Source organism: Frischella perrara, from assembly GCF_000807275.1.
Lineage (GTDB): Bacteria > Pseudomonadota > Gammaproteobacteria > Enterobacterales > Orbaceae > Frischella > Frischella perrara.
On record NZ_CP009056.1, the window covers coordinates 2,474,669 to 2,487,421 of the forward strand.

Here is a 12,753-nt window from a genome sequence, read left to right on the forward strand (position 1 = left end):
ATTAGATCTGATAATCAACTATTGCTGATGTTGTCTGATCGAATAAAGCATGACTTTTAATATCTTCTAGTGCAAGCTCTTGATTGCATAATTGAATAAAACGCCAAATGTAATTACGCTGCAATTTATGCCGCTTTAATCCTAGCCATGTCACATGTGATTCAAACAGATGTTTTGCATCAAGTTGGACCAAGTTTACATCATACTCAGGGTTATACATTTTATTGCCTAAAATACCAATTCCTAAACCTAATTCAACGTAGGTTTTTATAACGTCAGGTTCTTGGACGTTCAATGATATATTAGGCGCCAATCCTATCGCTGAAAATGCTTTATCGATGCTTTTGCGAGGAAAGATCCCTTGTCGATAAGTAATTATGGGTAAGGGTTGCAACATATCTAATGTTACTTTGTCGGCTTTGGTTAAAGGATGATCTTTCGGTGTCACAATCGAGTAATGCCAACGATAAAAAGGGTAGGTAGCAAGACAGCTGTTATCCACTCTCTCATTATCAATACCTATATCAGCCTCGCCAGAAAGAAGCTGGGCAATAATCTCACTTGATGAGCCTTGATTGATAATAATATGGACTTTTGGAAAAAGTATTCTAAAGGATTTAATAATATTAGGGAGAATATAACGCGCCTGTGAATGAGTTGTCGCTATTACTAATGATCCTTCATCAGTATTAGAAAAAACGGTTGATAAACGCCGAATATTATTAATTTCATTTAAAATCCGTTCTGCAATAACCACCAATTCTAGACCCGGTTCAGTCATATTGATCAAACGTTTACCTTGACGAATAAAGAGCTCAATATTCAGTTCTTCTTCTAGTTCTTTGATATGTCGGCTTACGCCAGATTGGGACGTATATAAAGTATTAGCGACTTCGGTTAAATTATAATTACAACGCGCTGCTTCACGAATAATTCTTAATTGTTGTATGTTCATCATCGAGCATCCGAGTAAAATGACTTTATCCCTATTGATATAGTTGCTTTGCACTAAATTTACTTAATAACATCAAACTGATTATAGATATGTCAATTAATCCATAAATAAGGCTTCTTATTAATTTTATTCAAAATAATCATATATTTTGATAAACAATTTAAGTATAAAAAAACATATAAAAAAGACAAATATGATAAAGTGATAACCATATGCGTTATTGCTATATCTACCAGTCAATAACAACGTTAAAAGCATCTACCAAACACTTATATGCGCTTTAATTAGCAACCTGATAAAAATCAATCGCTGAATTTAATACTGGTTTAACAATTTCATGACGAATAACAAAATCACCAAACCCCTCATCTTGATGACGATGAACCGACCAATCTTTAATTAACGGTTCCAGAACCAATAAAATTTCTTCAACATTCACGTTTTCTTTATATAAACGTGGGATTCGTGTACCCTCTCGATTACCGCCCAGATACAAATTATAGCGACCTGGCGCCTTCCCCACCATGCCTACTTCGGCCAACATCGCTCTGGCACAGCCATTAGGACAGCCTGTTACTCGTAAAATAATATAATCATCGGATAAGTGATGTTGACTTAACATTTGCTCGATTTTAGTGACAAATGACGGCAAAAAACGTTCGGCTTCGGCCATAGCAAGCGGACAAGTCGGGTAAGAAACACATGCCATGGAATATTTACGTTGTAATGTGACCGTATCGTCAAGCAGTCCATACTCTCGGGCAATTTTTTCAATGGCTTCTTTTTGTTCTGCTGGCACATTAGCAATAATCAAATTTTGATTAGCGGTAATGCGCAAATCACCTTGATGAATTTTAGCGATCTCAGCTACGCCCGTTTTTAAGGGTTTGTTTGGATAATCAAGCAATCGGCCATTTTCAATAAACAGCGTTAAATGCCAGTTATCATCAATACCTTTATACCAACCGAATTGATCCCCTCTTTGAGTGAATTTATAAGGTTTACTGGTCATAAAAGCACTGCCTGCGCGTAGCTCCACCTCTTTTTTAAAGTTTTCCACCCCTACTCGCTCAAGTGTATATTTCGTTTTGGCATTTTTGCGATTATGACGGTTACCCCAATCGCGCTGTGTGGTAACAACAGCTTCGGCAAAGGTCAGAACCTTTTCTACAGGAATAAAACCAAAATCATCCGCTTTACGCGGATAGGTTGTTTTATCTCCATGAGTCATAGCCAATCCACCGCCCACTAACACATTAAAACCAATCAATTCACCTTTTTCGGCGATAGCCACAAAACTAAGATCATTAGCATGAACATCAACATCATTAACTGGTGGAATAACTACCGTGGTTTTAAATTTACGCGGTAAATAAGTTGAACTTAAAATAGGCTCACTGTCGGGGGTAGCTAGTTTTTCACCGTCTAACCAGATTTCAATGTAAGCGCGGGTTTTTGGTAAAAGATGCTCTGAAATTTTGCTTGCCCAGTAGTAAGCCTGTTGATGAACTTTTGATTCTATTGGATTTGAAGTACATAAGACGTTACGATTAACATCGCCAGCAGTAGCAATCGAATCAAGTCCTATATTATGTAATAACTGATGCGCTGATTTAAGACTGTGTTTAAACAGACCGTGAAACTGAAATGTTTGTCGGGTAGTCAGCCGAATACTGCCATACCTTGTTGCCTCGGTAGCAAATTTATCAATCGTTAACCACTGTTTGGGCGTGATAATCCCCCCAGGAAGACGGCATCGGAGCATCATATTGATCAACGGCTCAAGTTTTTGTTCTAGCCGTTCCTTACGAATATCTCTGTCATCTTGCTGATACATGCCATGTAAGCGGATGAGCTGAGAATTATCACTATTAAAGCCGCCAGTTAGGCCATTATTCAGATCATCAACGATAGTGCCTCGCAAATAATTACTTTCTCGTTTAAATCGTTCAGAATCCGATAATGGTAAATCTGAGACATCATTTTGCGGAGGAGTTAAATTTACCGCTTGAGTTAGGGTAACTGTTCTAGGTTTGTTGTTGCTCATATTGCATCACTCAATAAATTAAAATTAATTGTTATATCTTTATGGTTTAATAAACATCTCGTTGATAGCGTTTTTCGCTCCTTAACTCATCTAAATAGTTGATGGCTTGCTCTTGATTGTATTGTGCTTGGGTCCGCAAAATTTGTTGTAGTGCTAAATCAACCGCTTTTGCCATGCGTTTTGCATCTCCACAAACATAAATATAGGCACCTTGTTGCAACCATTGCCAAATCTCACTGCCTTGAGCAATTAATTTATCTTGTACATATATTTTTTCGACTTGATCTCGTGACCAAGCAAGATCGATATTCGTTAACAGACCTTCTTTAACATAATTTTGCCACTCCACTTGATACAGAAAATCAGAAATAAAATGTGGATTGCCAAAAAATAACCAATTTTTACCCGTAGCACATTGGGCACTACGTTGTTGTAAAAAAGCTCTAAATGGTGCAATGCCCGTGCCGGCAGCAATCATGATGATTGGCGTATTGGTATCATTAGGTAATCTAAAGTTATCATTATGTTCAACAAAGATTTTGACCTGATCTTGGTCGGCAATTTGATTAGCTAAAAAGTTTGAAGCTCCACCGGTACGGGTTTTACCTTCGATCTGATAACGTACCACATTGACGGTAAGATGAACTTCATCGCCAACTTCATCTTGCGCAGATGCAATGGAGTAAAAACGAGGTGCAAGCGGTCGAAGCAATGCAACTAATGTTTGTGCGGTAAGATTGCCTCGATAACGATTAAACATATCAACCAGTGGCAATGTTTGACTCATTTCAATCAAAGCCTCTCGGTCTTTGATTAAAGTAAGCAGTTCAGGATATTGAATTGCTTGCGCGTATTTCTCAATAATAACAGGTGTATTTTGTGTCAATTCAACATGCTCAATCAGCGCTGTTTTTAAAGTAATTTGTTGACCATTGTGTTCGACCAGCTCATCACCGGTAAGCTGGGTAATATTAAGCATTTCATCCACAAGCTCATCGCTATTTTGATACCAGACCCCTAACGCATCGCCCGGTTGATAATTGATATCAGAACCGGTAAGGTCAAGTTCAATATGACGGATATCACGATCCGAATCGCGAGAAGTAATTTTTTGATTCACATTAACGGGGGCAATAAAGGGATTATCGCGGTGATAAAGGCTACTGTTAACAACGACACTGCTTGAAGTGTTATTTTCTGTTGGTGATATTGAAACTGATTGTTGTAGACTGCTAAGTTTATCAATTACAGCTTGTCGCCAATTGGTACTTACAGTTTGAAAATCCGTATCAGCATCAACGCGTAATAACAGACGCTGAGCATCTAATTGTTCTAATCGTTGATCAAAATCTTTAGCAGCTTGACAGAATTTTGGATAAGAAGAATCACCTAACCCCATTACCGCAAATTGTAAATTTGCCAATTTAGGCGCTTTGGCAGCAAAAAGGTATTTATAAAGTGGTAGTGCTTCTTCTGGTGGTTCGCCCTCACCTTGTGTTGAAGTAATCAAGATTAGAATTTCTTCCTGACTTAGTTTTTTGGCTTTATATTGACCAGCCGGCAGATGAGTTACTTCAACACCTAAACGCTCAATATCTTGAGTTAACTCATTTGCCACTCGACGAGCATTACCCGTTTGTGATGCTGATATAATCGTAACCTTTTTCGGTTGCGCGACTTGCGTTTCGCTGGGGACAGTTGTGACATCCGGTAATGCTTGTTCATTTGAACCTTTTTCTGCAAGCCCCCATAAATATCCAGACAACCAAGCAAGCTGTTTATCACTAGACTTTTCTATAATTTTTTTTAATTCATCACAATTAAAAGGAAAATGTTGTATGCTCATGTGATTCCCTTATCTGATAGCTTTTGAGCTATCGGTAAATTGCCAATGTCTAGCAACCTTAAAATGTTCTGTTAAATCCTAACAATATTGTTTTACTTAACGACTATCGGCAAAGCCAAATGTGTATTTATTTCTAAAATCAAAAGGTTATTTTATGTAAGCCACACTCTCTACCTTGCGGTCCTTTAGTCGGATCAACATAATCCATCTCATTAGGTAAATTAAATTTTTCGATATAGTTCTGCATATCTTGACTTGTCCAGTCGAGTAAAGGGGCAATCTTAAATAAATTATCTCCCGCTTTTGTCACGATATTTAACTCCTGCCTTAAGGCAGATTGTTCACGACGTAGCGCAGTAAACCACAGCGTTGGTTTGAGTGTGGCTAAAGCACGATTAAACGGCTCAATTTTAACAATTTGGGTAAACTCGGTATGCTCTGGCGTATCTAATTCAGGTAAACCACCGTATCGCACATTCAAATAAGCCGTCGTTCGTTGCGGTACAAAAATATGTAGATTGAGATTAAGTTGTTCAGTAATTTTATTGGCGACACGATAGGTTGCATTTGTGGCATAACCATTATCAACCCAAACAACCTGAATATGGGGATCAACTTGGGTAACAAGATGAAGAAGTACTGCTTCATAAGGTCCAAAATGGGTACTAATGATACTTTTAACTGGAATATCTTGTTGCGTTTTTAAAGCCCACTCAATAATGGTTAACGGTGACTGATTTTGTAAATTCTGGTTAACTTTGGTTAAATCTAACATGGCTTACCTCTTTATCAACTTATTGATGAGTAATTATTTATTTTGCATATTACTGCTTTGCCCATTGGTATAATTCAGCAACAACTTCTGGTCGGCTAAATGTTTCAGGTATGGGTTCTTTTGTTTGTAAACGCCGTCTTACCTCCGTACCTGAAATAAGTACATGATCACTACTGTCATGTGGGCAAGTTTTGCTTGATGCCATTCCCACACATTTATGACAATAAAATGTCCAGTCAATTTTGATTGGTTTAATGAGTAAATCTTCATCCCGCAATTGGGTAAAAATATCTTGTGCGGCAAACGGTGAATAATAATTACCGACACCAGCATGATCGCGACCAACAATAAGATGACTACAGCCATAATTTTGTCTAAAAAGAGCATGTAGCAACGCCTCTTTGGGTCCAGCGTAACGCATATCTAAAGGATACCCAGAATGAACAACTGAATCAGGCACAAAGTAGTTATAAATTAGTGTATTAATTGCTTTAAGACGAATATTTGCCGGTACATCACCTGCTTTCAAATTACCAAATAGAGAATGGATAAGCACCCCATCAAAAAGCTCTAATACTGTTTTGACTAAATATTCATGGGAACGATGCATAGGGTTACGCGTTTGAAAGGCTGCGATGTTATGCCAACCTAATTGATTAAAACGTTCTCGTGTCTCGTGTGGCGTTAATGCATATTGACCAAATTGCGTTTTAAAACCATTATCATGCAAAACACGCACTTTACCGCCTAAATTAACTGGTGGCTGAGCCATAAGCATTGCAACGCCAGGATGATTTTGATCCGTTGTTGTAAACACCTGCATCGCTTCAAATTGCTTATCGGGTCGATACATACTATCAACATTTAAAATACCAATTATCTGCCCATCAGGTGTTTTAAGGGCGATATCATCCCCCAATTTTAGAGTCTTCGCTTGGGCATCCGACACCGATACCGTAATAGGAATTGGCCAAAAAACGCCATTTGCTAAATGCATATTATCGCAAACACTACGCCAATCTTCTTCCCGCATAAAACCATACAGTGGCGTAAAACCGCCAATTCCTAACATCACTAAATCCCCAGTCTCACGACTTGATAGCGTAATTGCGGGTAAATTATTGGCATAATGCTGTAATGCCAATCGCTCTTCGTCTTTAACAAGCAGAGGTTTTAACTGATCACTGGCGTGAGGAGGTATCAATGCCATAACATTTCCTTACCTATCTAGTTTTTATTAAGCCTAATTAAAAACAATTATCGACAAATAAGGAAATATCAATTTTATATACTATTATGCGTTTTACGCATATTCATAAATGAGTTTGGGTTTGGGTTTGGGTTTGGGTTTGGGTTTGGGTTTGGGTTTGGGTTTGGGTTTGGGTTTGGGTTTGGGTTTGGGTTTGGGTTTGGGTTTGGGTTTGGGTTTGGGTTTGGGTTTGCAAGAGTTAAAAATAATTTTTTAGATCTGACTATCAAATATCCATCGATTTTTTCACACCAACTTATAATTTTGTGAGGCAGATCACAAAAATAATACGATATTTATAATATTTTTTCACTTATTACATTTATTTCTTCTGTGTTAATGGATATTAAACAATTACAACAAAAAATTACTAATATCACTATCTGGAAAAAAGGCGATCAGCGTGCTCCACATAAACCTTTATTATTACTTTATGTATTAGCACAATATAAGCAAGGTCATGATCGCTTGTTTGATTATGAAAAAGAAATTGAAAAACCTTTACATGATTTACTCGCCCGATTTGGTCCTCAGCGTAAACACTATTATCCCAATATGCCTTTTTGGCGTTTGAAAAATGACGGATTTTGGCAACTCATTAATTTTGAAAACTGCACTAATCCAATTTCGACAAGTAAAGAACCCACTAGTAAAACCCTTGCTTCACACCAAGTACTCGGTGGTTTTGATGAACAAACGTATCGACTGATAAAAACAAATCCTTCCATTATTGATCAATTAGCCGAACAAATTTTAAGTCAGCATTTTACAGAAAGTGTGCAAGAAAACTTACTTAATCGATTTGGCTTCAACCTAATAGAGGCTAATAAATACCGAGATCCTAAATTCAGACAAATCGTATTACGTGCATACAACTATCGATGTGCCATCTGTGGTTACGATTTAAGGCATGACTCAGTATCAATTGGTCTTGAAGCAGCTCACGTAAAATGGAAACAACATGGCGGACCATGCATCGTTAATAATGGCTTAGCACTATGTTCATTACATCATTCCGCTTTTGATATGGGCGCTATCGGGATTGATTGTAATCTAAAAATCAAAGTATCAAGCGGCGTAAATGGAAACCACATAGTTGAAAAACTATTTTGGGATTTCGACGGCAAAAACATCTTATTACCTCGCATGAAAAGTGATTATTTACATGACAGGTTTATTGAGTGGCATGTTAATGAGGTATTTAGGGATTAAAAACAATATCATTAAAAAATAATTTGCATAGGAGTTTATTTTGAATAGAAAAATAATGAAAGATTGGATTATTGAGGCTTTACAGAATTTAGGTGGAAAAGGATGGCCAAGAGAAGTAAGTAAATATATTTGGGAACATTACGAATCTGAACTAAAAAATGCTGGCGATACGCTCTATACTTGGCAATATGATGTACGCTGGGCTGCTCAATCATTAAGGAATGAAGGGAAATTAAAACCTGTAAATAATCGACGTGATTTACCTTGGGAGTTATTAAAAACTAAAAACTAAATATTTCATTAAAATTCTTATTTTAATAGTTATAAATTAAACAACTAGTGCTTTTTTATAACTTCTTTGCTACTATAAACATCCCATTATTGTTACGTACTTTTATTGGCTGAATATGAACAAAGTTAATATTCCATTACTCTGTTCATACCCGCCTTATATCAGATTTCCTATGTGAAATGTATTACAAGAAATATTTAAAATGCATCAAAAAATTTTAGTGATTGATTTATTTGCTGGTCCTGGTGGTTTAGGTGAAGGATTTAGCGCTTGTAGTACAGAAGACGGAAAATTAGCATTTAAAATAGGTATATCTGTTGAGAAAGATCCTGCCGCCCATAAAACTCTTACCACAAGAGCGTTATTCAGAAAACTCATTACGAATAATCAAGCACGCCAAGATTATTACAAATATGTGATGGGAAAAATAACCAGAGAGGATTTATTTAGAAAATATCCAAAAGAGGCTCGGTTAGCCCAAGAAGAAACATTACATTCTCCTCAAACACTTGGGGAAGATAATGAAATTATTCACAAAAGAATTAAAGAATTAGTTGAGTCTCATAACGGATTTAAAATAGTTATTGGCGGACCTCCATGTCAAGCTTATTCACTAGCTGGTCGTTCTCGTAATGCAGGTAATAAAGATTATAGAGCCGAAGAAGATCACCGACATTTTTTATATAAAGAATATTTAGAAGTTTTATCTATTGCAAAACCAGAAGTATTTGTGATGGAAAATGTTAGAGGTATCTTGTCCGCAAAAGTTAATAATAAATTAATATTCCCTCAGATTTTAGATGACTTGAAGCAGCCAAGTATTGCTACAGGTACTACAAATATGCGGGGATATAAAATTTATTCATTAGTTGTAAATTCAAAATCACCTGAAAATCCAGACTATCAAAACCATTCTGATTTTTTAATCCGAGCGGAAGAATATGGGATACCTCAAGCAAGGCATCGGGTCATATTGCTTGGTGTTAGAGACGATATTAAAAAGATTCCAGATATATTAGTCAAAACAAAGAATGAAAATAATACAGTTAAAAACTTGATAAGTGATCTTCCTCGTTTAAGGAGTGGTTTATCTAAACATCAAGATACAGATGAAAGATGGATGATAATAGTATCCAATTATTTAGATCAGCTTAGCCAGTATTTTGAAAAACAGGGCAAAGCAGAGGCTTTTTCAAAATTAAATCTAAATTTATCTAAAGAATTGAAACGAAATTGTTCTATGAACAATGGAACAAAAGACATTTTAATGCCAAATTTTTTAAGGAATTGGATAGAAGATAAAGATTTAAACGTGGTATTAAATCATGAAACAAGAGGTCATATCGAAACAGATCTTCTTCGATACGCATTTTGTGCAATTTACTCTATGCTCTATGATGGCATTTCGCCAAAGTCTCGGGATTTTCCCGCCGAATTAGCTCCTCAACATGCCAATTGGTCAACCGGAAAGCATGCAGATCGTTTTCGAGTTCAGTCTGCGAATAAGTTTTCAACAACTATTACTAGTCATATTTCTAAAGATGGACACTATTTTATTCATTATGATCCTACACAATGTCGTAGTTTAACTGTGCGAGAAGCCGCTCGATTACAAACCTTTCCAGATAACTATTATTTCGAAGGAAATAGAACACAGCAATATGTTCAAGTAGGAAATGCTGTACCGCCATTTTTAGCAAAACAAATTGCTGAAATTGTATTTAATTTACTTAACGAGTAAAAATATTTCTATTTATTTTTTATATATATTCGCCGATTATTCATTTTCTCACTTTTAATTTCTCCGTCGGCAATAAGCAAACCTAATATACTGTAAGTTAAATAATCTTGTTGACGACCTTCATTATTTGATTGTAATCCAAGATAGTGCGCGCAATTTGAATTTGTAATTCCTTGAGGGTTTTCATTAATAAAAGCTACAATAGCTTCTTTTATCAATTTCAATCCTAATTGCGCTTTCATTATTGCATCGTCTGGTAGTGATATATTATTAGGTTTTAATTTAGAGGATATACTACGAGGTGTAATTGAATTGTATAAAATACCATTATTATCAATAGAACCTAAACAAGAGATTAGTTCCATTTCAATACGTAATGCATCTTCTTCTGTAAGATGATCAACTAATTTTGTAATAATAATATTAAATCCGTCGTTTAATATTTCTTTGATATATTTTCCTTTACGAGTATTATCAGGTTTGTTTATATGCTCAATAGACCTACTTCCAGTTCCTTTTCCAACATAAAAAATTTTTGCCGGTTTTTGTCTAGGATCTTTCAATGCATAAACATAATAATTTCGTTTCATTCTTATAATTTTTCCACTTTATCTTGGTAACGATTAAGAAGGTTTTCTAGAACTATAGCTTGTTTTTCAGAAGGAGCTTTTTTATGATCCATTGCTACTCTTAGTATACTTATTTGCGAAACGGTAGCCTTATCTTCTTGATGCAAAATATCTTCGATCTTTTGCCATACGTCTTTAGGGACTCTCATAACTTTTTCTTGTAAACTAATTCCAGTCTCTATTTTTGGTGTTTTCTGAGATTTAATAGCTGAATAGTTTACTTCCTCTATTGTAATTAAAAGACTCTTAATGTCGTTTATATCACAGTCTATTTCTTTTACTCTATCCCAGAAATTAACTCTCTTCGCATATTCGCTTGGATTTCCTATTGGTCGATCATTTGCTTGTAATAATTCATTAATTTTTTGTGATAAAAGTAAGAGTAATTGAATAATTGAAGTAGAAACCGAAGATGAACGCCAGAGTAAATCAATATTCAATTCAAAGTTATGTTTATTTATCTCACTAGATAATCTAGCAATTGCATATGTAACTATATTTGCCCTAAACCCAGAATACCATTCTTCAGGCATAATTGCCTTTTCTAAAGCTCTAAAAATTGAAGCATAACAAACTAATTTTCGATAATACCGTTCACCAAAAATAGAGTCATCTTCTTCCCATTGTTTATTAATGAGCTCTGCAAATATAGCGAAATTTTTTTGTGCCCCTTTACTAACTTCATAAGGTAAACAATTCCAGCTATTCATTATTTTTGCAACGTCTGTTTTTGTAAGTAATTGTGAACGAGGATTTAACAATTGAAATTGCTTTTTCTTCGAGCCACTTATATATAATTGAGCATCTAAATATTGTCCCCTTGCTCGTTCATAAAACCAATGAGTTAGACCTTTTTGACCAATTTTAGCTGGAACCCATAATCTACGAGAGAACTCTTCAAGTCGAATATGAAAAGGATGATTTGAAAAAAGATCTGCATCGGATACTTTATTTTGAGAATTCGCATAACGAGATATATTTGATACTAGATTTTGCGTATTATCTGAAATTACAGTTAATTTCATTTGAACCGAAACATTAGATAAATCAGCTTTGTCTTTTATAAATGCGCTATATAATGATGCTGTTGTTTGACCGCCGTTTACGATTTGTAGGTCTTTTAATTGCGTTATTACGGTTCCTGTTGGCGTTTCTTTTGTTACTGCATGACTAGCTATTGTTGTTAGACCATTATTATATGCAAAGAAATGTAGGGGATCATGCAGAATTGTAGCTTTTATTCCTTTGTTCACTTTTCCTTTATGTTGTAAAAAACTACGAACATTCTGCTCAAGTAAACGAGATCCCCATTGTTGGTATAGCTTAGCTAGTTGCTCTCCAGGTAAAACTGCTAATATTGATTTTTCTTCCTCATTTTTTTGATTTGCAATGAGACATGAAATAGGAGAGTCACTTAAATCAATAATCATTTCCTCTCTTTCTTTACGAGAAAATTCAAGTTCAAAAGTTCTTTTTAAATCCCATAAATTTACAGAACAAACTTTATCATCAAAATTATCTAGTTTTACTTCTTTCATCCTATCCGAGGCAAGTCTATTAGACAAAATAATAAATCTTATATTCTCAATATTAGACCAATTATTTTGAATAAACTGAGCTGCATAATAGCAATTACTCGATGGTTCAAAAGTATTATAAAGCACTTCTGGTGTAGCTAGTTTTTTAAGAAAATTTTGAAGTTTTTTCAATACAGCTTCAATTTCTCTTTTAGATAAAGAAGATTGTTCCGGTGTTGATGAAATTATTGTCCCGAATATGGATAAAGAAAAATTATTTTCATCAAAAGAGTAGCCATCAATTAACCAACGACCTGCCCCATCCCTTCCATCTTCGACAATATTGTAATCATCAAATTCTCCAGCATCAGATAATAATTCTAGAATATAACTAAGATATTCATATTCGATCATTCTAGATTCTACATCTGACGATACTTTTATATGCTCTATTAAAGATGTATAGTATTCTGTCAACTGTTCATTCATT

General features: G+C 35.2%; 10 protein-coding genes. 3 read left to right on the top strand and 7 right to left on the bottom strand.

What is annotated here, in order from left to right:
* Position 1 precedes the first annotated feature (1 nt).
* The 5 genes from FPB0191_RS10725 to sat all read right to left on the bottom strand — a co-directional run bounded on the left by FPB0191_RS10725 (position 2) and on the right by sat (position 6,833).
* On the bottom strand, positions 2–955 hold the full coding sequence (locus FPB0191_RS10725) for a LysR substrate-binding domain-containing protein (RefSeq protein WP_039107071.1): 954 nt from the start codon (positions 953–955) through the stop codon (positions 2–4).
* Positions 956–1,235: 280 nt separating this feature from the next.
* Positions 1,236–3,002, bottom strand: coding sequence for an assimilatory sulfite reductase (NADPH) hemoprotein subunit (gene cysI / locus FPB0191_RS10730; protein WP_082018315.1), 1,767 nt, complete (start codon positions 3,000–3,002; stop codon positions 1,236–1,238).
* A gap of 46 nt (positions 3,003–3,048) precedes the next feature.
* Positions 3,049–4,848, bottom strand: a complete 1,800-nt coding sequence (locus tag FPB0191_RS10735; protein WP_039106014.1) for an assimilatory sulfite reductase (NADPH) flavoprotein subunit — start codon at positions 4,846–4,848, stop codon at positions 3,049–3,051.
* Between the two features lie 139 nt (positions 4,849–4,987).
* Positions 4,988–5,623, bottom strand: a complete 636-nt coding sequence (locus FPB0191_RS10740; protein ID WP_039106017.1) for a phosphoadenosine phosphosulfate reductase domain-containing protein — start codon at positions 5,621–5,623, stop codon at positions 4,988–4,990.
* Between the two features lie 49 nt (positions 5,624–5,672).
* Complete coding sequence (sat, locus tag FPB0191_RS10745) at positions 5,673–6,833, bottom strand: sulfate adenylyltransferase (RefSeq protein ID WP_052236952.1); 1,161 nt, start codon at positions 6,831–6,833, stop codon at positions 5,673–5,675.
* A 378-nt stretch (positions 6,834–7,211) separates the two neighbouring features.
* Between sat and FPB0191_RS10750 the strand changes: the two genes are divergently transcribed.
* The 3 genes from FPB0191_RS10750 to FPB0191_RS10760 all read left to right on the top strand — a co-directional run bounded on the left by FPB0191_RS10750 (position 7,212) and on the right by FPB0191_RS10760 (position 10,117).
* On the top strand, positions 7,212–8,084 hold the full coding sequence (locus tag FPB0191_RS10750) for a phosphorothioated DNA-binding restriction endonuclease (protein WP_039106019.1): 873 nt from the start codon (positions 7,212–7,214) through the stop codon (positions 8,082–8,084).
* Between the two features lie 40 nt (positions 8,085–8,124).
* Positions 8,125–8,376 (top strand): hypothetical protein, encoded by a 252-nt coding sequence (locus FPB0191_RS10755; RefSeq protein ID WP_202965343.1) that lies wholly within the window; start codon positions 8,125–8,127, stop codon positions 8,374–8,376.
* Positions 8,377–8,578: 202 nt separating this feature from the next.
* Complete coding sequence (locus FPB0191_RS10760) at positions 8,579–10,117, top strand: DNA cytosine methyltransferase (RefSeq protein WP_039106026.1); 1,539 nt, start codon at positions 8,579–8,581, stop codon at positions 10,115–10,117.
* A gap of 8 nt (positions 10,118–10,125) precedes the next feature.
* Here FPB0191_RS10760 and FPB0191_RS10765 read toward each other — a convergent pair whose 3' ends face one another.
* On the bottom strand, positions 10,126–10,707 hold the full coding sequence (locus FPB0191_RS10765) for a GIY-YIG nuclease family protein (protein WP_039106029.1): 582 nt from the start codon (positions 10,705–10,707) through the stop codon (positions 10,126–10,128).
* Positions 10,708–10,709: 2 nt separating this feature from the next.
* The gene (locus FPB0191_RS10770) at positions 10,710–12,752 is read right to left on the bottom strand and encodes an AIPR family protein (RefSeq protein WP_052236953.1); all 2,043 of its coding nucleotides are present in this window, start codon (positions 12,750–12,752) and stop codon (positions 10,710–10,712) included.
* Position 12,753 lies beyond the last annotated feature (1 nt).

Bases quoted from the DNA above. Each gene is read 5' to 3' on its own strand.
- FPB0191_RS10725 (WP_039107071.1), bottom strand. From the start codon at position 955: ATGAACATACAACAATTAAGAATTATTCGTGAAGCAGCGCGTTGTAAT.
- FPB0191_RS10765 (WP_039106029.1), bottom strand. From the start codon at position 10,707: ATGAAACGAAATTATTATGTTTATGCATTGAAAGATCCTAGACAAAAA.
- FPB0191_RS10760 (WP_039106026.1), top strand. From the start codon at position 8,579: ATGCATCAAAAAATTTTAGTGATTGATTTATTTGCTGGTCCTGGTGGT.
- FPB0191_RS10770 (WP_052236953.1), bottom strand. From the start codon at position 12,752: ATGAATGAACAGTTGACAGAATACTATACATCTTTAATAGAGCATATA.
- cysI (WP_082018315.1), bottom strand. From the start codon at position 3,002: ATGAGCAACAACAAACCTAGAACAGTTACCCTAACTCAAGCGGTAAAT.
- sat (WP_052236952.1), bottom strand. From the start codon at position 6,833: ATGGCATTGATACCTCCTCACGCCAGTGATCAGTTAAAACCTCTGCTT.
- FPB0191_RS10750 (WP_039106019.1), top strand. From the start codon at position 7,212: ATGGATATTAAACAATTACAACAAAAAATTACTAATATCACTATCTGG.
- FPB0191_RS10735 (WP_039106014.1), bottom strand. From the start codon at position 4,848: ATGAGCATACAACATTTTCCTTTTAATTGTGATGAATTAAAAAAAATT.
- FPB0191_RS10740 (WP_039106017.1), bottom strand. From the start codon at position 5,623: ATGTTAGATTTAACCAAAGTTAACCAGAATTTACAAAATCAGTCACCG.